This is a genomic window from Phaeodactylibacter xiamenensis (genome assembly GCF_965229835.1).
GTDB lineage: Bacteria > Bacteroidota > Bacteroidia > Chitinophagales > Saprospiraceae > Phaeodactylibacter > Phaeodactylibacter xiamenensis.
Window position 1 is genome coordinate 756,868 of sequence record NZ_OZ245931.1, and the last position, 20,937, is coordinate 777,804.

The following is a 20,937-nucleotide window of genomic DNA, read 5'->3' on the forward strand; positions in this document are numbered from 1 at the left end:
TGAGCTTGAGGGTGATTTATTTTCCCGGAAGCCCATCGGAGCCATTCACCAAAAGACAGCTCTGCCGATGAACCATCAACAGGGCTGCCATCAAAACTGGGGTTTACAGGGGTAACGAGCAGATACTGGATCAGCTGGATACGAACCCGAATTTGGTGCAGAATCCGGGGTATTGACGGGCTGTTTATGTTTTACCTTCAACATAGGGGAATATTTCCTGATTTCTACGAGATTTGGAGTTCGAAGGGTTGAGTGCACAAGCCAAGCATCACCCGGTTTCTTTAGGTTGGGATAACAATACCTAACTATCACCCTCCTCCCTCAAAACAAGCCTCCCCCATCCGTTACGGCGCTTTAAAATGACGCCCTTTGCAGGTATCTGTTTTCGCACTACTTCATTGGTCAATCAACAACCAAAACTTTAAAAGCCCTGCCATCCCTATTTCCTTTCAGCAAGTAGAGCCCCGGAGAGACGAAGGGAAACGTATCCTCATTTTTGAGGCTACCCAGGTTTTTGCCCGATAACGAAAACAGCGTGTAAGCATTATTGCTGTCATCTGAAAAATAAATGCCTTGCCCAGGGCTTACAGGATTAGGATAGGCTCTGGTTTTTTGTACCGAAACCTCCTGAGCAGATACTCCGGTATCCAGTTTCAAATCATAGATCAATAACTCTCCTTTGCCAGCCACGGGAATGGTCAAATCACCAATAGTATAATCATAAGTGGGACTTAGTACATTTTCTCTGAAACCTACCTGGGTGATGACTTTCAGGCTGCCGTCGTCTATGCCATCTATTTGCCTGATATCAGTATAGGGCTGTATGCCCGGGTCAGCATCCATTCTCGGGTAAAGTACCTCTATAAATGCACCAGTCTCTGCATCCAAAGCCATAAGGAAACCGCCGAACTGATCATTGACCATCAACGTTTGGCCGTCAATCAGAAAGGGTTCTGCCTGCCTTAAGCGGCCACTAACCCAGATCTTTGTCTGATCATCGGATAGCGTAATGTCAAAAATGTCGTTTCCTCCGCCACCAGGGCCTTGTATGTTTTGAATCCATGCTACTTCACCGGCAGGGTTTCTGTTTATAATCAAATTATTCAGCGTAGAATCATATAGAATAGACTCCCCGTTTATGACAAAGGGGGCTTCGCCGCCCTCCGTTCGTATATACTCGCAGGTGTGGTTGTTCCTTAACTTTTTGAGCAGGTGCCCGGTTTGCAGCGCCGGGCCTTCATAGTTGACGTGGTACCTCAGGCTATCGCCATTCAGGCATAAAAGTGTGATGTCGCCAGGGAACACCTCATTAGAGAGCCATTCGCCATTAAGTTCTAGTTCATCAGACTGCTCAAACAGGATTAGAGCATCTTGGTTATCGTGGAGTTCAAAGTCCAGCAATTTTGTCATGCTGCTGTTGATGCCCCCAAAGCTATGGCTGGTTTTTGCCAGCTTTGTCGCATGGTCTACAATGGCATAATAAAAGGTCTGCGTATTATACCCGTCTCGTATAGGGTCAATTAGGGCTCCACCAATCTCCAGCTGAAAGTTGTTGGCACTGGAGTTGAAAAACTTTCCCGCTATATGGTAATCGCCATCATCGTCAACTTTTAAATGGACATCTCCGTGCGCAGCGAGCGTATCCAAACCATAGAAAAAGTCATCTGTCAGTTCCAGATTCTCATTGAACGTCAACACAAATGCTGCGTTCCCGGGGATACTTCTGACAAATTCGTCTTTAACAAAAAGGCTGTCCGTACGGCTGACCGAGCCATATATATAGACTAAATCATTTTTAGCAATCATGCCAACATTAGAACCGGTAGCCGCCACGTTCCAGTTGCCCCAATCCTCTTCAAACCCTTTAATGTACAAATTAGTATATCCCTGGACTTCATTTTCGTCGTCCAACTGAAGCACATAGTAATAATTGCCCTTACTATCGAGGAAAATACGCCCCCCGGGGGCAATCAACTCACCATTAGCGGTCAAAGGCAGGTGTCCGTACTCAAGCCCCAGGTAATTATACTGCGCTGATGCCTCGTAGGCTGCGTGGTTAAGGGAAAGGTATTTCAGAGGCAGCTCCAAATCTATCGGCATCACAGTCCTATTGCTGATCTGCTGGCCAACTACGCTCCCAGGCGCCACACTCATAAAGCATACCAGGATCAAATAGCAGGTGATGCGGTTCTTGTTTTTTCGGAAACTCATATTTATACGTCATTTACAGGCCTGAGAGCTGCCAGGTGAGCCCCCCTAATAATTGCTTAAAGGTAGCGAGGATTCGTCAGGCTGCCTGATTGCCTCAGAAATAAATAGTAAAGAATGAGTCAGTTCAGTGTTAATACCGATGAGATTGGCTGATTTGTGCTTTCATTATGAGCATTTTCCAGTTGCCTTCACCTGTAGTGTAGTGGAAAAGTTGACGCTCAATACCTAATAATAGTTATTACCTATACCTAATTCAGAAACAACTATGCCAAAATTTTAAAACACTACACCGTCATTTTACCAAATAAAACCCTATTAAAACCGACTATGCCCGGCAACATTCCAGAATTTATGCCAATTTCAAAACCAGCACGGCCTAGCCTAAACCACCAATACCTAAAAAGGTGTAATATTCTCTAAACCTTATTTGTACTTTTTTGTATAAATTCCTGACATTTGCATTAGAATTAGTCTAAATAACACTGGAAAAACCGCATAGATTATGAGCGATTCCATGCAGACGCTGGAGCAGCATACCAAGAGCGACTATAAATATGGCTTCACCAGCAACATCGAAACGGACAAACTGCCCAAGGGGCTGAGCGAAGATGTAGTCCGTGCGATCTCCGCCAAAAAGAATGAGCCGGAGTGGATGACCGAGTGGCGCCTTAAAGCTTACCGCCAATTCCTGGAAATGACCGAGCCCAAATGGCCAAACGTGGACTACCCGCCGGTCGACCTTCAGGATATCATCTACTACGCTGCGCCTAAGAAGAAGAAAAAGCTCAACAGCCTTGATGAGGTAGATCCGGAGCTGCTAGATACCTTCAACAAGCTTGGTATCCCACTCGACGAGCAGAAGATGCTGGCCGGTGTTGCGGTAGACGCCGTAATCGACTCGGTTTCTGTGAAGACCACTTATAAAGAGAAGCTGGCTGAGTTGGGTATTATCTTTTGCTCTTTCAGCGAAGCGGTGCAGGAACACCCCGAACTGATAAAAAAATATATCGGTTCTGTAGTACCTGCCAACGACAACTACTTCGCCGCTCTGAACTCCGCGGTATTTAGCGATGGGTCCTTCGTGTACCTGCCTAAAGGCGTGAAGTGCCCCATGGAGCTGAGCACCTATTTCCGTATCAACGAGCGGGACACCGGACAGTTTGAGCGCACCCTCATCGTCGCCGAAGAAGGCAGTCAGGTAAGCTACCTGGAAGGCTGTACGGCTCCAATGCGCGATGAGAATCAGTTGCACGCAGCGGTGGTGGAACTCGTAGCTATGGATGATGCCACCATCAAGTATTCCACGGTACAAAACTGGTATCCTGGCGATAAAGAAGGGAAAGGAGGTATCTACAACTTCGTTACCAAGCGGGGCCTTTGCAAAGGCGTCAATTCCAAAATTACCTGGACACAGGTGGAAACTGGCTCTGCCGTGACCTGGAAGTATCCAAGCTGCGTTTTGCTGGGCGACAACTCTGTGGGCGAATTCTATTCTGTAGCGGTAACTAACAACCGTCAGCAGGCAGACACAGGGACCAAAATGACCCACCTGGGCAAGAACACCCGCAGTACCATCATCTCCAAAGGTATCTCTGCCGGCCACAGCCACAACTCCTACCGCGGACTGGTAAAAATTGGCAAGAAGGCTGAAAATGCCCATAACTTCTCCGTTTGTGACTCCCTGCTCATGGGCGACAAGTGTGGCGCGCACACCTTCCCCTACCTGGAAGTGCAAAACAACACGGCCAAAGTGGAACACGAGGCTACGACCTCCAAAATTGGCGAAGATCAGCTGTTCTACCTTATGCAGCGCGGGCTGAGCGAGGAAAACGCAGTGAATACTATCGTCAACGGCTTTGCCAAGGAAGTCTTCAACGAGCTCCCGATGGAATTCGCAGTGGAAGCACAGAAGCTCCTCGCAATCAGCCTGGAAGGCAGCGTTGGCTAACCTTAAACATTAACCCGGGAAGGGGTTTCCCTTCCTTACCCAAATTGATCACGACAAAAATACCAAACCATAATGTTGACTGTTAAAGACCTGAAAGTTGCGGTTGAAGACAAAACCATCCTGAACGGTATTAACCTGGAAGTTAAACCGGGCGAAGTACACGCTATCATGGGCCCTAACGGCTCGGGCAAGAGTACGTTCGCCAATGTCATCGCGGGCCGCGAAGACTACGAAGTGGAAAGCGGCAGCGTACTATATAAAGGCGAAGACCTTCTTGAGATGGAAGTGGACGAGCGCGCTTTAGCCGGTATCTTTATGGCTTTTCAGTACCCGGTCGAAATTCCGGGCGTGAGCACCTCTAACTTCCTCAAGAGCATCGTTAATGCCAACCGTGAAGCACGCGGGCTGGAAGCCATGAATGCAATGCAGATGCTGAAGTACATCCGCGAGAAAATTGAACTGGTGGGCATGGACGAGAAGTTCCTGCGCCGCTCCCTCAACGAAGGCTTCTCCGGTGGTGAAAAAAAACGCAGTGAAATGCTGCAAATGGCGCTGCTTGAGCCTTCACTGGCTATCCTTGATGAGACCGATTCCGGACTGGATATTGATGCGCTGCGCATTGTGTCGGAGGCGGTGAACAAGCTCCGCACACAGGACCGCTCCTTCATCATCGTTACCCACTATCAGCGCCTGCTCAACTACATTGAGCCTGACTTCGTGCATGTGCTGTACAAGGGCCGTATTGTAAAATCCGGCGACAAGTCACTCGCACTGGAGCTGGAAGACAAGGGCTATGACTGGATTAAGGAAGAAGTAGATGCAGTAGCGGTGTAACTTCTCCTGGTCTACCCTCAAAGTCATTTATTTACGAACCTAAGCTGCCGGCTTGTGCAACTAAGTAGTTTGACGGAAAATGATACCATTTTTTCTCCGTCATCAAGCCGCACTTCAAATAATAGCTTACGACATGTCAACAACCGTAGCTCAGGACAGATACACAGCCGAAAAACAAAAGTTTCAGGAGCTGTTTGACCAAACTGAGGCCGCGAATCAGCAGCCGGCTCATCCGCTGGACGAGTACCGTCAGCGAGCCATGGCAATGGTGGGACAATTGGACTTCCCTACCCGCCGCTGGGAGGAGTACAAATACACTAGTGTTAACCGCATTCTTCAACCGGATTATGCCATAGGGCAGGTACAGGGTGTGGACGCAGCTGACATCAAAAAATACCTGCCGGAAGGCATGGACGCGCACCTGATTGTTTTTGTAAATGGCCAGCTCAGCGATTCTTTATCACAATTTGCCGAACTACCGGCTGGGATGCATGTAATGCTGCTTCGGGACGCTATGGACAGCGACCGATTTGGCAGCATTGCCCGCGAGCATATGGACCGTATTCTGAAGGATCAGGATGATATCTTCGTAGCCCTTAATGCCGCATTCTCACAGCACAGTTTATTCCTGTACAGCGAGAAGAATGTCGCTTGCGAAAAGCCTGTCTATATCCTTCACCTGTCTTCCAATGCCGAAACGCCCATCCTCAACAGCCACATGAATATCGCAGTGGCGGAGACAGGCAGTGAATTTGCCTACATAGAAGGGCAGTTTGAAAAGCAGGGCGCTACCGGCACTTACTTCAACAATATTTATAACCGCGTCGCAGTGGGTCCTAATGCTCACATCCACCACTATTGCCTGCAGCAGGAAGGCGCAGAAGGCTTCGTAGTCAACCGGGTGGATGCGGAGCAGGACCGCGACAGCCAATTCTCAAACTATACCGTAGACCTGGGTGGCCGCATCGTGCGCAACAACCTGAACACCGTGCACAAGGGGTCTAACCTGACCACCAACTACTACGGCGTTTACTTTGGCAAGGAGCAACAGCACATTGACAACCATACCTTCATTGATCACGCCGTACCGCACTGTCAAAGCAATGAGCTTTACAAAGGCATCGTAACCGACAGCGCCCGCGGTGTATTCAATGGCAAAGTAATGGTGCGCAAGGATGCACAAAAGACCAACGCCTTCCAGCAGAGTAGCAGCCTGGTGCTGTCCAATAAAGCCGAAATGGACAGCAAGCCACAGCTGGAAATCTTTGCTGATGATGTGAAGTGCAGCCACGGTGCCACAATCGGGCAGCTCGATGAGTCCTCCGTTTTCTACCTGCGCAGCCGCGGTCTCAACGACCATCAGGCACGGGCTATGCTGCAACACGCCTTCATCGCAGAAGTGCTGGAGTACTTTAAGCACGAGCAGGTCCGCGATTTTGCAGAGATGCTGATCAACCAGAAATTCGAACAGTAGAACAACATGGAAGTTACCGCTCAACAAGCGTTTGATATTGAAAAAATCCGCAAGGATTTCCCGCTGCTGGAACAGGAGATGAACGGCAAGCCCATCATCTTCCTGGACAGCGCAGCCTCAAGCCAAAAGCCGGCACAGGTCATCGACCGGCTCAATGATTACTATCGTACCGGGCATGCGAATGTGCACCGGGGGGTGTATCAGCTGAGCCAGGAAGCAACTACGGCTTTTGAAGAGGCACGGGAGCTTGTGCGCCAATTCATCAATGCTCCTTCCGAAAAGGAGGTCATCTTTGTCCGGGGCTGCACCGAAGGGATCAACCTCGTTGCTTCTTCCTACGGGCGGAAATTTATCAATCAGGGTGATGCGGTACTGATTACAGCCATGGAGCACCATTCCAATATTGTGCCCTGGCAGATGATTTGTGAGGAGCGCGGAGCAGAACTTCGGGTGGCACCGGTCAACGATGCGGGCGAAATTGACCTGGACGCCCTTTACGAGCTACTGGATGAGCGCGTGAAAATCGTTTCTCTGGTACATGTGTCTAATGCTTTGGGCACGGTCAACCCCGTGAAAGCCATTATCGACCGGGCGCACGAACTGAACATCCCGGTGCTGGTGGACGGCGCACAAGCCATCCCTCATACCCAGGTAGATGTGCAGGCACTCGATGCGGATTTTTACACCTTCTCCGGGCACAAGATGTTTGGCCCAACGGGTATCGGAGTGCTATATGGTAAGGAAGAATGGCTGGAACAAATGCCGCCCTACCATGGCGGAGGCGAGATGATCAAAACGGTGACTTTCGAAAAGACCACCTACAACGAATTGCCGCATAAGTTCGAAGCCGGCACACCGGATATTTCGGGCGTCATCGGTTTGGGGGAAGCTGTGAAGTACATGCAAAGTGTGGGCTATGACAATATCAGCCGGCACGAGCACGAACTGCTGGTCTACGCTACAGAACAACTGGAGCAAATCGAAGGCCTGCGTATCATCGGGACAGCAAAAGAAAAAGCCAGCGTGGTCTCCTTCATCGTCGATGGCGTACACCCCTACGATCTGGGCGCCATACTGGACAAACTCGGCATTGCAGTACGCACCGGGCACCACTGCACCCAGCCCCTAATGGCACGGTATGAAATCCCCGGTACGGTGCGGGCTTCCTTCGCCTTCTACAACAACAAAGCGGATATTGATGCGCTGGTGGCGGGAATTAACAGGGCGGTTTTGATGTTAAAGTAAAATTTCACAATGAACCCAATCAACAGCATACAAGACGAAATCATCGAGGAGTTTGCCTTCTTCGGCGACTGGATGGAGAAGTACGAGTATATCATCGATTTGGGCAAATCTCTGCCTCTGATCGATGAGCAGTACAAAGATGAAGACCACCTGATCAAGGGGTGTCAGAGTCAGGTTTGGCTGCATGCAGATGAAGCAGAAGGCAAAGTGAGTTTTACGGCCGATAGTGACGCGGTCATCACCAAAGGCATCATCGCTTTGCTGGTTCGGGTGCTGTCCGGGCAAAAGGCAGAGGAGATTGCGCAGGCAGACCTCTATTTTATCGACAAGATAGGGCTGAAGGAGCATCTCTCCCCCACCCGGTCCAACGGGCTGGTCAGCATGGTCAGGCAGATGAAAATGTATGGTCTGGCAATCAACGCGAAAAGCCAGTAACGACGACATTTGTTTAGCGCACGCAACGTCAAAGAAGATCAATCATGGACAAAGCAGCATTAGAAGCCAAAATCGTAGAAGCCACCAAAACTGTTTATGACCCGGAAATCCCAGTGGACATTTACGAACTGGGGCTGATTTACAGTATCGATATCAGTGATCAGGGTATCGTCAATCTGCGTATGACGCTTACTACACCCATGTGCCCGGTAGCGGATTCCCTGCCTATGGAAGTACAACAGAAGGTTGCGATGGTGGAGGGCGTCAGTGATGTAGAGCTGGAAGTCGTCTACGATCCGCCTTGGAGCAAGGACATGATGAGCGAAGAAGCCCGGTTTGCCCTGGACATGTTTTGACCCGAACTTACAAAACAAACATTATTCACCACCGATCCTAACCGCAAAAGGCTATGAAAATTTCCGCCCAAGACGAGTACGGACTGCGCATTCTCATCCGCATTGCGGAAGCCGATGAACAAAATGGGCTTAGTATTCCGCAACTCGGCGAACTGGAGGGTATGTCAGACAGCTATGTTGGCAAACTGACCCGAACGCTCCGCCTGGCGGGCTTTATCGAAAGCACCCGTGGCCAAAAAGGCGGCTATGTACTGGCACAGCCGCCGGAAAATATTAACGTTGGGGAAGTCCTGCGCGCATTGGGCGGAGCTCTATTTGATGAAGGGTTTTGCAATAAGCACTCTGCTGGCTTTCGGATTTGCACAAATTCCGTAGACTGTTCCGTGCGGTCTTTATGGCGGGTGGTGCAGCAGTCGCTTGATCATGTACTGGGACAAATCAGTCTGAAAGACCTGCTCGCTTCTGAAGCCGAAACCAATTCAGCACTGGAGCAAATCCTATCTCAGATACAACCCGCTACAGCATAAGAGCTCAGCTTTCAATTCGCGCTCAAAACCCTATCTTTGGCAGTGAGAAAACACACTGCTTATGAGAACCCGGCTATCCATCTTCCTCTTTTCAATAATCTTGCCTTGCGCTATTGCAGCCCAACCGGCTTACATCATTGATGCAGACACCGGCAACGAAATGGATGATCTCTATGCCATTGCAAGAGCGCTCGCCCCGGATGGGCTCAAAGTGCTTTCGCTACAGTCAGCGCATTTTAATAACCCACAACTGCTTACAGACCCTAGCTGGAATAACTATTCGACGGACAGCATCAACACGCTGGAAATCAGTCAGCAGCTCAATGAGCACCTTGCTGCGGAAACCGGCAATTGGATGGTACCAACCCTCAGCGGCTGTGACCGTATGCTGGGGTTTGCATGGGGGTATTATGCTGGCGCACCTGTTCCCACAAGCCCTGCAACAAGATTTATCATCGATAAAGCCGGTAAAGCGGATACCGAAAACAAACTAAATATTATCTGCCTCGGCCCTTCCACTAATGTAGCCGCAGCCATCGCTGCCGCACCGGAGATTGCTGGCAACTTAAGGGTTTATCTGCTGGGTGCAAGATATGACCTAAGAAGTAAAGCCTGGGACAAGAACGAATTCAACATCCGCAACGACCTCAATGCCTTTGACCTTCTGCTCAACACTGCTGAACTGGAACTTTGGGTCATGCCGGCCAATATTGCCCAGTCCTTGACCTTCCAGCGAAAGTCTTCCTTTCAGAAACTTACAGAATGCCGTACACCTTTATGCCGGCGGCTAACTAAAAGATGGGATTCTGTAAACGCCGGGACAAGCTGGATCATGTGGGACCTCGCACTGGTGGAGGCTGTGCTGCACCCCGAGTGGGCAAAATGGAAGAAAGTACGCACACCGCCGGAAAACAACAGGCGAACAATCAAGCTTTGCACTGCTATCAATGCACCACTAATGGAAGCCGGCTTTTGGCAGTCTCTGCTAAGCTGGCAGGCCCCTTAAATCGGACTACTGGCCTGCGAAACGGTAGCGGTCTCCAATGTATTTGATAATTTCACTACTTTTCTTGATTTTGATATTTGCGGATCCCGTCCGGATGTAGAAGACCTCCTGTTCGTTGCCTTTTTTGTCTACATCACGGTAGAACACGGGCGACTTGGCAGGTGGCGTATCAATCCGAAAAATCATATGATCATCAATCTTCTCAATATCAAAGGACAACTGTGTAGCGAAGAAGGAACCAAGATTGCGCTGTACCGCACTTGTGATGCTGCGCTTGAAGTTATCAATATCTGAAGTAGTGGCATCCAGCCCAATAATCTTGCCCTCGTCGTCTACTCCGCAAAAGACAGTGCCTCCATTTAGATTCATGAATGCAGAAAGGGTTTGAATGATCTTATCGCGGTGGTACTTGTCAATAGACTCCTTAAATTCCACCATATCGCTTTCTCCTTTATCGATGATGCGCTTGCTGTTGGCTGATTCATCAGCAACGAGATAAGTGATGATTTTCTGAGTCAGTGCCCACGAAAGCTTAAGTTTGAGCTCTTCGGGGATTTTGGTGTCATCAAATACTTCTGATTTATCAAAAACGATAAGTTTAGACGGCTCCGTTGCGCGGATAGTGCCAAGGCGGGATGTTTTGTTGAAGATGGCAATTTCACCGAAAAGCTGCCCCTTGGTGTAGGATTTAGGCTCCTTGCGGGTTAAATAGAGGATCAAACGGCCGTAATGGACGATATAAAAAGACTCCCCTTTCTGTTCGATAGAAAAAACCTCATGCCCTGCTTCGTAGTCCACAAGCTTACCTACACTGGCCAGTTGTTTGATTTCCGAATCGTCTAAATTGACCAGTTCTTTGCAAGCGCGCAGGGTTTTAAAAATATCTTCGTTCATCGTTTGGCATCGTTTTATTCAGTCCTTTTAATATGGCATTCAGATCAACCAAATACCTGCGCAATAAAGCTAAGGAAAAAAATGAAACTGGCCTGAAGAAAACCTGACACGTGTGTATAACAAATTGCACAAAACACAAAGGCAACCCTCTGCATTTAAGCCCTATGGCTGCTGGGGTAGAGCTTCCCGCTCTGCTCCAGCTTATCCAGGAGAGGCAAACGGCAAATGCTGGCAAGCTATTCAAAAAGTGCAATTTGTTATGCACACACCTGACACAGTGGGTCAGTGAACGAGATTCCTGGTCTGATGCGCAATATAACCAATGAACCCAAGCAGCCCCAAAATGATAAGGTATTCATCGAACGGGTTATCCACCTGAAGGATTACGGGCTCGGAAGCCTGAAACGAAACGCCGTCCGACTCATTCACAAGACGGTATTCGTAGGCTTCACCTGGCTGGACGCGCACATCCCAAAAACTAAACTCGCGCTGACCTGCTGCCGCAGTAACCCGCCCTACCTTTTTCCAGGTATTGTTTTCGAGGGCCCGCTCAATAATAAAAGACACCTCATCTGCAGGCTTATCTACTACCCATGACAGTAAAACGGATACATGGTGAGCTTTGGCAACAAAGCTGCTCAACTGTAAAGACCGATCCATACCCATAGCAGATCGTGTGAAATGGGAACTGGAAGATGCAACGATACTTTCGCTGACAAATTGGACATTCTGGACGTCTACTGCCTTTGGCGTATTGGCAGCCACCGTTTGGGGTCGGAAAAACGAAATACAAGAAGCAAACAAAAATAGATAGAACAGGTTTTTCATGCTGGGCATTGAGTAAATAGTTGTTTCCTAAAAGGTTCAATAATCCAGTTTTGCTTTCCTGAAGCAAACGGTGCTTCAGGAACATAAATTGGACAGGAACTCAACAGTTATGAAGTCTCCCGGGGTTATCAGTTCTAGTGTTTGCTTAAATCATTAACGGTAGGGCACCCCAAATATAAAGATTATTCAGAGAAAGCACAATGATATGCGTCAATCCTTTAAGAAAGCGCTTCAAAAAAGGCTCCTTGAAGAAGACTTTGAAGGAGTGATCAAATCCCTGATTACCTTATCAGATCAAATGGGCAACAACCTGCTCCTGAACGATGCAGTACTGTGTTATCAGCGCTGGCAGGAACTACAAAGGAAACGCAACAGTGACGCACACTCGTCTCCGGATACAGTAAGGCTCAATATGCAGCTCAAACAGGGACTTTGGCAAATGATTGAACAATTGCCGGAATAATCAGGAAAAAACATTACCTTTGTCCCCGATTTCGAGTAGCGGAAGCTTAGAATGAACGCACAAGACGGGTTTGTGCTCAAGCTGCAGGCTTGAATAACCTGCTCAGGACGGTGATGCTCCGCCCAATACTGCAAAGCTCAAATGCTACTCATCATTGCTGCTGCGGAGTGCAGCCTAACATTTGATCATGAGTACTTTTGAGTCACTGGGCCTCTCCCAGTCTATCACTGAAGCTGTGTCTGCTATCGGCTTCGAATCTCCAACTGCCATTCAGGAACAAGCCATTCCCCGCCTGCTTTCCGGCGAGGAAGACTTCGTGGGCCTGGCCCAAACGGGTACCGGCAAAACAGCGGCTTTTGGCCTGCCGCTCCTGCACCGTACCGATGTGGCATTGCCATTCATTCAGTCGCTTGTCCTGGCCCCTACCCGGGAGCTTTGCCTGCAAATTTGCCGCGAGCTGGAGTCTTTTTCCAAGAATCAGCCTAACCTCAGAATCCTCCCGGTGTACGGAGGTGCGGATATCCGCAGGCAGATGAAAGCCCTGGAACAGGGTGTACAGGTGCTGGTTGCAACACCGGGCCGCCTGCGTGACCTCATGCGCCGCGGAAAGGTAGATTATACGCACCTCCAACAGGTGGTGCTGGATGAAGCCGATGAAATGCTCAATATGGGCTTCAAGGAGGAAATTGATGAAATACTGGAAGCCGTACCTGAGCAGCGCCGTACCTGGCTGTTCTCTGCTACTATGCCACCGGAAGTCCGCCGCATTTCAGAAGACTACATGGACAACCCGTTTGAACTTTCAGTAGGTGCTCAAAACTCCGGCAACGTAGATATCAGCCATCAATACGTGGTCCTGCGCCCCGCAGAACGCTACGAGGCACTACGCCGCTTTCTCGATATGGAGCCGGACCTCTTCGGGCTCGTATTTTGCCGCACACGCCGGGAGACAGCAGAGGTGGCAGAACAACTTACCCGCGATGGCTACAAAGCAGATGCTATACACGGTGACCTTAATCAGACACAACGCGACCGGGTCATGCAGGGCTTCCGCGACCGGCGGCTGCGTATTCTGGTCGCCACGGACGTTGCCGCAAGGGGCATTGATGTCGATAACATCACCCACGTCTTCCATTTTAACATCCCGGACGACCTCAACTTCTATACCCACCGCTCCGGACGTACCGGACGGGCAGGCAATAAAGGGATTAGCCTGGTGCTCGCCCATCCAAAAGACCGTCATCTGCTACGGAAACTGGAAAAAGTCTCTAAAATCTCCTTTGAAGCCGTTGAAATCCCTTCCGGAAATGCGATTTTCGAACAGCGGCTCATGCGCTTTTTTGATAAAATCAGTGAAGCCACTCCGAATTCAGACCTGCTGGACTATCTCCCGGGAATCGCAGCTAAATTCGAAGGCTTGTCCCGGGAAGAACTGCTGCTCCGGGTTGCCTCTGCCACTATGCCCAAGAAGATGCAGGATTATGCCAAAAGTAAGCCGATAGGACAAAAGCCACGGGCGGACAAAGCTTTCCTGAAACCCAATGAGTCCCGCCGGGTATTCGTCAATATCGGTCAAATGGATATCAATGGCAAAGGGGAACTCCTCGCCTACCTGTGCGAAAAAGGGGGCATCAACGGTGCTGACGTCGGAAAAATCGACCTGCAGAAAAAGCATGCCTTCGTACAGGTTGAAGTGCAGGCTGCTGCCTCACTGATAAACAAACTCGATGGCCAAACCTACGATGGCCGCACACTGCGGGTAAACGATGGCGGTCCACAGCCCGGGCAGTCTAACAAAAAGCGCCGCCCATTCCCAAAGCGAAAAAAAAGCAAAAAGAAGTTTGTAAAGTAGGCCTGTAAGGGACGGAGAAAAAATAAATGATACAATTTTGACACGCCAAAGCTCTCTAAACAACTGACTTTAAGGAGGTTGCGTGGAAATACTGGCAAATCCTCAGGAAAATTGTGTCATTTATTTCCGTCAACCTGTTAAGGTTTCAGATTTAAAGGGTTTTCTGCTATATTGGTTGCCGGGGCGCGGCAATACCATGCCCCATTGTTTCTTTGATCACAACAAACAGAAAACCCACATTATGGCAGATTCAAAAGGCACCTTGCCACGCGTAGCCTACTTTTGTATGGAATACGGGCTGGACAACCGCTTCAAAGCTTACGCCGGTGGCCTGGGTATCCTTGCAGGCGACTATATGAAAGGCGCTAAGCAGTATGACTACCCTATCGTTGGCATCGGCATTAAATGGAAACAAGGTTATACCGATCAATTCATTGGGGAGGATGGCAAGCCCTACGATTCCTACCGCAACTACAACTACGACGACTTCATGGAGGATACCGGCATCACTGTAAATGTCGAAATCCGTGACCGTAACGTCGCCTGCAAGGTCTGGAAACTCGAGGCTTTCGGTAACGCCCCACTCTACCTGCTCGATACAGATGTACCGGGCAATGAAGATGGCTGGATTACCGGGCAGCTCTACGGATGGTTTGGAGAAGAGCGGATCGCGCAGGAACTCGTCCTCGGTGTAGGCGGTGTGAGGGCTCTCCGCTCCCTGGGCATTGAGGTAGATGTTTACCACTTTAATGAAGGGCATGCCCTGTTTGCCGGCTTTGAGCTGATGCGCGAAAAGATGGAAGACGGTATGACTTTCGAGGAAGCCTGGGCTGCAAGCAAAAATGAAATCGTATTCACCACCCACACTCCTGTGATTCAGGGCAATGAGTCCCACCCGGTCGACCGCCTGATGTATATGGGCGCCAACCTGGGCATGAAACCCAGCCAACTCCGCCGCCTGGCCGGCGACCCCTTCAATATGACCGTGGGGGCATTGCGCCTTTCCAAAAAATCGAACGCCGTAGCTCAACTGCACGGCGAGACGGCAAACCAAATGTGGAAGCACATCCACGACCGCTCCGACATCGTTGCCATTACCAATGGCATTCATCAGGGTACATGGGTGGATCAGGCGATGCTTGATGCTGCTGAGGCTGGCAAAGATCTCTGGGAACCGCACCTGAAGAACAAGCGGGCGCTCATTGATCTTGTCAAGCGCAAGAATGGCGTTACCCTCGACGAAGAAAAGCTGATCATAGGCTTCGCCCGCCGCTCCGTGCCTTACAAGCGCAGCGATCTGATCTTCTCCAAACCTGAAGTTATTGAGCCTTACCTGAAGGAAGGCAAAATTCAGCTCGTCTTTTCCGGCCGTGCCCACCCCCTGGACGATACCGGCAAAGCGATTGCAGCCAACCTCGTGCGCATGTCCAAACTCTACCCCAATGCGGTAGTCTTCCTGGAAAACTACGATATGGAAATTGGTGCCGCCATCACCCGTGGCTCCGATGTGTGGCTCAACAACCCACGCCGCCCTAAGGAAGCAAGTGGAACTTCCGGCATGAAAGCCTCTATGAACGGGGTGCTCAATCTTAGCGTGCTCGACGGCTGGTGGCCGGAAGCCTGCCAGGATGGCGTCAATGGCTGGCAGATCGGCAATGCCTTCGAAAGCGACAACGTGGAAGAACAGGATGACAACGACCGGGAAGCCCTCTACGACGTGCTGCTGAACAAAGTCGTGCCCACCTACTACGACGACCGGCAAAAATGGCTGAAAATGATGCACGCCAGCATTCAAAGCACCCGCGATGCCTTTGGGGTCAAGCGGATGCTGGAAGAATACTACGATTTGCTGTACACCGCGTAATGAAAAACAAGCAGGTTGGGAGATATTTAAACCTCTACCAACCTGCAAAAATCAGTATTGAAGGGTAACCGACCGAAAAATTGGCCGGTTACCCTTACTTTTGGGCAAAACCGTGCAGTATGAAAAAAACGCCCTTTGCTGGACTGATTCTACCCCTCCTTTTCCTGTCTTTTGCCGCGCTGAGCCAAAATGAAGGCAACATCTGGTACTTTGGCAACCAACAGGGTATTGACTTCTCTTCCGGTGACCCGGTCCTGATCACCAATGGTGCGCTGCGAACATCGGAAGGTTGTGCCTCAGTTTGTGATGCAGATGGCAACCTTTTGTACTATACCAACGGAGGCGGACGCACTACCCCGGGACAACCCTCGGGAAGCATCTGGAACGCCAGCCATAATGTATTGTACGATATGGAAGGGCTCCGGGGCGGTGGCTTTGGTGCCGTTCAGTCTGCCCTCTTTGTGCCTAATCCTGGCAATGCCGATGAGCATTACCTCTTCACCATGGAAGAGCGGGAGTTTGCCAGCGACGGGCTGCCTGCCGGTCAGTTGCAGGGACGCGGTCTCACGCACTTTTTGCTCAACCGCACCCTTAATGGCGGGCTCGGGGGCACTGTTTTTGAGGATGACCGGCTGCATGTCCCCAGCTTTGAATCTCTAAGCGGCACCCTGCACGGGAACGGTACCGACTTCTGGGTCATCATCGTAGATGACAATACCGGTGATTTTTTCAACTACCGTGTGACGCCCACCGAAGTCCTCGGCCCAACTTTGGAAGAGCGGGACGTCATTGATTCCCTGGCTGGCCCGATTAAGATTTCTCCGGCGCGCAACCGGCTGTTCGTTGGAGGTGTGCTGTATAATTTCAATGCCAATAATGGCAATATTTCTACTCCCCGGACCCTGCCCGGAGCCGTCAACTCCATTAGCTACTCCTTCTCCCCCAACGGCAATTACCTGTATGTGATGGAGCCTACCGTTAGTGGTTCGCTGCTGGTGCGCTACGAACCGCTCAATCCCAGTTTTCTGTCTTCAAGAACCATAATTGGGCCGGGCCCAAATGAGCGCCTGGGCGCCATGCAGCTCGCTCCGGACGGCCGCATTTACCTGGTCTCCTACGATGAAGATGCCCCTCAGGTCACCCACCTGCACGCCATTAATTGCCCCAATTCAGAACAAGCCAACCTGGAGGAGGAAGTCTTTAGTTTTCAGACCCCGGATCAGCCCTTCCTGGGCCTCCCCAACTTCATGGACTACATCTTTGATACCCAGGAAACCCTGATCGCTGATCTGGGCCCGGATACCACCTTTAGTTGTGATAATGGCCCCATCACCCTTATTCCCCAGACCAATGGCGATGCCTTCCTGTGGTCGGATGGCTCCACCGATACCAGTCTGACCGTTACCGAGCCCGGGATTTATAGCCTGACTGTTACTGCCGATTGTGGTATGGTGAGCGACACCATCGAAGTGGAGGAACTGACAGACACGGTCATTGTGAATATCAACGGCCCGAACACGCTCTGCACAGGCGATACCGCCACTTTCACAGCAACGGCAAATATATCAGGTACTTTGCTCTGGTCTACCGGGGACACCACGGCAACGATACAGGTAGCCACCGGCGGGCTCTACACCGTTTTGTTTACCGACCTCTGTGGCCGGCAGGCAACGGATACCCTAATGCTGAATGTGCTGGACGTGCCGCCTATACTTCTTCAGGCCCCCGACGCCCTTTGCCCCGACGAAACAGCCGGAGCAAGTGTGTTTTCGGAAGGCGCTACGGGTTATACCTGGTCAAATGGCAGCGTGGGCGACAGCGTAACACTGACCGGTGGCGGCACTTATCACATTACAGTGACCAATGGGTGCGGGGAGTTTGATACGGTCTTCACCGTAGACAGCCTGACTTTCCCTACTCTGGAGATACAAGGAGCTGCCCCACTCTGCCCGGGTGGTTCCGTGCAACTCGAAGCAGCAACGGAACCTCAAAACGACGTACAATGGTCCAACGGAAGCACAGCCGCCCTCACTACGTTTACCACCCCGGGCGTTTATACCGTTACCGTCACCAACACTTGCGGCAGTGCGGTCGATAGTATTGATCTGCAGCCTATTGGGTGTGAGAATTGCTTTTACGTCCCCAATGCCTTCTCTCCAAATGACGATGGCATCAACGACGGTTTTCTGCCTATAGACCTTTGCCCGGTGCAAAACTACCGCCTGCAAATCTTCTCCCGTTGGGGTGAGCTTGTGTTCGAAAGCGATCAGCCTGGGCAAAGGTGGGATGGTAAATCCGGCAATGAACCGATGAACCCTGGCGCCTATATTTGGCAGCTAACTTACGAACAGGCCGGGCAGCAACAGGTGCAGTCCGGTATGGTACATTTGATCCGATAGCGTTGATCTGTGCGGCGTGGAGTGACTTTACTGTAAGTGAACGTCCAAACAAATAACGGTTCTCGTAATTATATTATAGGAACCGTAAAAACTCCACAAACACATTTCTATGCAAAAGCCATCTTTACTATTCCTTCTCGTACTATGCCCATTTTTTCTGCTTGCCCAGTACAAAACAGTCAGCCTGGACTTTGAAAGCACCTACATTGGGGATAACAACCCGCTTCCGGCGGAGACGAATATCCTCTTTACCGGGTCCATCCCTTCTTACATCGACCGGGTCGAGCTGAATATTAAGCCTCCCAAAGGGAAATCCAACATACTGCATTCAGCCGTATGGCAGCGCCCGCTGGACAATAAGGAAAAAACCTACAGCCTGCCTGTCAATTACAAGTTCCGCTCCTCCGCCAGTTATGATATTGAGGTCTTGTATTTTCAAACCCTAAGTAATGCGCAGCGGACAGCACTTGTACAGACTCTCAACAAACGGCTGCAGCTGTTTTTGGAAACGCAGCTCACTCAGGAGTCCAAAACCATCGAATGGGAAAACAAACCTAAGCGCCTACTACAGGAGATGAACGACTTGCTGCAGGCCGATCTTCAAAACTACCGCACCGGTATTGCCGCTCCGGCTCAGGAGTTGTCCAACCTGGTAGCCCTGCAGATGGAAAAAATGGCGGATATGCGCATGCGGGACAGCGTGGGGCAGGTCCGTATGGCGGAAGAACGGGTGCTGCTGCGGCAACTGCTGCAGGACGAGCTCGATCGCATGCTGCCTGCACCGCTTTACAAAATTGCGGACGCCCGTTTGCTGGAAGACTGCCCGACCGAGTCTAAGAAAGGCGCCCTGGCTGTCAATGCCGGTTACGGAGGCGTTTACTTCAGTGGCGACCTTGGGGAAGACCTGGATTACGATACGGCGCCCTACGTGGGTTTGTCCTTCCCCTTGGGTAACAGTGCCTTCGCGCCCCGCTTTTTCAGCAATACGTACATTGGATTTGGCTTATTCCTGCAAGACTTTGAAAATGCAGACGAGCAAAAGCTCACCGGTCCCATCACCGGGCTCCCCATTTACGCCAGCCTGGACTATAAGCTTTTCCAGTTTGTCTACCTGAATCTCGGAGCCACCTTATTGGAAGAAACCACCGCCGGCGACCGGCAGGAACTCTTTGTGCGCCCCTTCATCGGGCTGAGTGCAAAGGTGAATCTGTCGGTACAGTTTGAGCGGTAGGCATTCAGGATGGCAGGTCATCCCCTGAAAGATGACCTGCCATTCAACCAAAAGATCAACCTCTTTCCACCGGACAAGTCATACAGTGCGAGCCGCCCCGGGCCCGGGAAAGCTCATTGGAAGGCAATGCAATGATGGTATTCTCCACTTCCTCCGGCTTGAGCGAACCATCCTGAAACGCTTGAAGCATACTCGTGGCGTGAATGATTTGGTAACCGGCGCTGCGGAAAGCCTTCTCCGTGTAAGGATTGCGGTCGTAGGTTATCGCCACACCAGGCTTCAGGGCCACGAGGTTGCAACCATCTGTCCACTGCTCCCGGTCCTGATAGGGCGATATGCCTTCCCCGCTGAGAATGAATTCCATGCCGGGGTTGATTTCTGCATGGAAAAACTCTTTGATGGAAGGATAACGGCGGGTAGCACCGTTGGAAGAAAATACTTCGACATAAGACCCCAGCCCATCCAGCACAATTGGCTTGAAAGCCACGATGTGGTTGGTATTGATTTGCGTAAAAATGGTATCAATGTGCATGTAGCTGCGGTCGGTCGGGATATTGATCTGCACGACATGCTTCACCACGCCTTTTTTGAAAAGGACTTCTTTGAGCGACTGAATGGCATGGGCGGTCGTCCGCTCACTGCAGCCAATGAGCAGGTAGTCTTCGTTAATGACCATCACATCTCCACCTTCGATGCTCACCATTTCGCGGCGGCGGGAAGGCGGGAATAGTTCTACGTTGTTCAGGTTGATGATACGCCCCTCTTTGCTCAGCGCATTAAAGATAGGGTGCGCCCAGAAAATATAGCGGGTAAGGAAATTTTCGCGGAAGCGCGCCTCCTTGGCCGCTTTGGTGATGATGACATGGTCGTTGACCGTGACTGCGATGTCCCGGGTGAAGATGAAGTTCGGGATAGGATCAAAGAGAATCATGTCTTCCTGCTGCAGGTAGCCCGTGATCAGCGTCTCCGTCAGTGCTTTGTTGTCCAGTTTCAGGAGCATATCCTCGTAGGAGCGTGGCAGTTCCTCGTAGTCGATAATTTTCTCGATCATCTCTCTTTTGTCAGCTTCCGAGGCAGCCTCCAGGGCTTCAAAGAGGAGGTCTTCTGTTTCGAGGACATTGTCTTCTCCTACAAAATGCTTTAGAATTTCCGAAAACACATCGTGCTCTTCCTGCATCTGCGGCAGGTACACGATATCGTCAAACAGGAGCTCTTCGGCCCGCTTTGGGCTAATGCGGGCAATGCCCTCATCGGGGCGGTGAATGATCACGCGTTTGAGTGGCGCAATTTCTGAAGCCACGTTTACAGTTACAGCCATACTTGGTTAGGATTTAAAGGGATACAACTTTTTCGATCTCGTAAATGGAATT

General features: G+C 50.5%; 17 protein-coding genes. 13 read left to right on the forward strand and 4 right to left on the reverse strand.

The genetic code is table 11. The features are described from left to right. Positions 1-402 precede the first annotated feature (402 nt). Positions 403-2,211: a hypothetical protein gene (locus tag ACO08I_RS02825; RefSeq protein WP_421948412.1), complete on the reverse strand. Its 1,809-nt coding sequence runs from the start codon at positions 2,209-2,211 to the stop codon at positions 403-405. Between the two features lie 502 nt (positions 2,212-2,713). Between ACO08I_RS02825 and sufB the strand changes: the two genes are divergently transcribed. From sufB to ACO08I_RS02865, 8 genes are all read left to right on the forward strand, one after another. Then, a complete protein-coding gene (sufB, locus tag ACO08I_RS02830) occupies positions 2,714-4,159 on the forward strand; it encodes a Fe-S cluster assembly protein SufB (RefSeq protein WP_044226993.1) in 1,446 nt (481 codons plus the stop codon). 72 nt (positions 4,160-4,231) lie between these two features. Next, positions 4,232-4,993, forward strand: coding sequence for a Fe-S cluster assembly ATPase SufC (gene sufC / locus ACO08I_RS02835; RefSeq protein ID WP_044226995.1), 762 nt, complete (start codon positions 4,232-4,234; stop codon positions 4,991-4,993). Between the two features lie 133 nt (positions 4,994-5,126). Further along, positions 5,127-6,467: a Fe-S cluster assembly protein SufD gene (gene sufD, locus ACO08I_RS02840; RefSeq protein ID WP_421948413.1), complete on the forward strand. Its 1,341-nt coding sequence runs from the start codon at positions 5,127-5,129 to the stop codon at positions 6,465-6,467. 6 nt (positions 6,468-6,473) lie between these two features. Then, positions 6,474-7,712: an aminotransferase class V-fold PLP-dependent enzyme gene (locus ACO08I_RS02845; RefSeq protein WP_282784474.1), complete on the forward strand. Its 1,239-nt coding sequence runs from the start codon at positions 6,474-6,476 to the stop codon at positions 7,710-7,712. Positions 7,713-7,721: 9 nt separating this feature from the next. Then, a complete protein-coding gene (locus tag ACO08I_RS02850; RefSeq protein ID WP_282784476.1) occupies positions 7,722-8,147 on the forward strand; it encodes a SufE family protein in 426 nt (141 codons plus the stop codon). A gap of 44 nt (positions 8,148-8,191) precedes the next feature. Next, positions 8,192-8,503 (forward strand): SUF system Fe-S cluster assembly protein, encoded by a 312-nt coding sequence (locus ACO08I_RS02855; RefSeq protein ID WP_044227009.1) that lies wholly within the window; start codon positions 8,192-8,194, stop codon positions 8,501-8,503. Positions 8,504-8,556: 53 nt separating this feature from the next. Then, positions 8,557-9,030 carry an RrF2 family transcriptional regulator gene (locus tag ACO08I_RS02860; protein WP_421948414.1) on the forward strand — a complete coding sequence of 158 codons (474 nt, stop codon included), beginning with the start codon at positions 8,557-8,559 and terminating at the stop codon, positions 9,028-9,030. A gap of 61 nt (positions 9,031-9,091) precedes the next feature. Next, entirely contained in the window at positions 9,092-10,036 is a 945-nt protein-coding gene (locus ACO08I_RS02865; protein WP_282784480.1) for a nucleoside hydrolase, read from the forward strand. A gap of 6 nt (positions 10,037-10,042) precedes the next feature. Here ACO08I_RS02865 and ACO08I_RS02870 read toward each other — a convergent pair whose 3' ends face one another. After that, positions 10,043-10,930, reverse strand: a complete 888-nt coding sequence (locus ACO08I_RS02870; protein ID WP_282784482.1) for an RNA-binding domain-containing protein — start codon at positions 10,928-10,930, stop codon at positions 10,043-10,045. Between the two features lie 282 nt (positions 10,931-11,212). Then, complete coding sequence (locus tag ACO08I_RS02875; RefSeq protein ID WP_421948415.1) at positions 11,213-11,590, reverse strand: hypothetical protein; 378 nt, start codon at positions 11,588-11,590, stop codon at positions 11,213-11,215. Positions 11,591-11,963: 373 nt separating this feature from the next. Between ACO08I_RS02875 and ACO08I_RS02880 the strand changes: the two genes are divergently transcribed. The 5 genes from ACO08I_RS02880 (at position 11,964) to ACO08I_RS02900 (ending at position 19,567) form a co-directional block, all read left to right on the forward strand. Further along, a complete protein-coding gene (locus ACO08I_RS02880; RefSeq protein WP_282784484.1) occupies positions 11,964-12,221 on the forward strand; it encodes a hypothetical protein in 258 nt (85 codons plus the stop codon). Between the two features lie 187 nt (positions 12,222-12,408). Next, complete coding sequence (locus tag ACO08I_RS02885) at positions 12,409-14,073, forward strand: DEAD/DEAH box helicase (RefSeq protein WP_282784486.1); 1,665 nt, start codon at positions 12,409-12,411, stop codon at positions 14,071-14,073. A gap of 241 nt (positions 14,074-14,314) precedes the next feature. Then, a complete protein-coding gene (glgP, locus tag ACO08I_RS02890) occupies positions 14,315-15,937 on the forward strand; it encodes an alpha-glucan family phosphorylase (RefSeq protein ID WP_421948416.1) in 1,623 nt (540 codons plus the stop codon). Between the two features lie 119 nt (positions 15,938-16,056). Beyond that, the gene (locus tag ACO08I_RS02895; protein ID WP_421948417.1) at positions 16,057-18,336 is read left to right on the forward strand and encodes a gliding motility-associated C-terminal domain-containing protein; all 2,280 of its coding nucleotides are present in this window, start codon (positions 16,057-16,059) and stop codon (positions 18,334-18,336) included. A gap of 109 nt (positions 18,337-18,445) precedes the next feature. Beyond that, positions 18,446-19,567 (forward strand): hypothetical protein, encoded by a 1,122-nt coding sequence (locus ACO08I_RS02900; RefSeq protein ID WP_421948418.1) that lies wholly within the window; start codon positions 18,446-18,448, stop codon positions 19,565-19,567. Between the two features lie 55 nt (positions 19,568-19,622). Here the strand turns inward: ACO08I_RS02900 and ACO08I_RS02905 are convergent, their stop codons facing one another. After that, positions 19,623-20,885, reverse strand: a complete 1,263-nt coding sequence (locus tag ACO08I_RS02905) for an arginine deiminase family protein (protein WP_421948419.1) — start codon at positions 20,883-20,885, stop codon at positions 19,623-19,625. Positions 20,886-20,937: the final 52 nt, after the last annotated feature.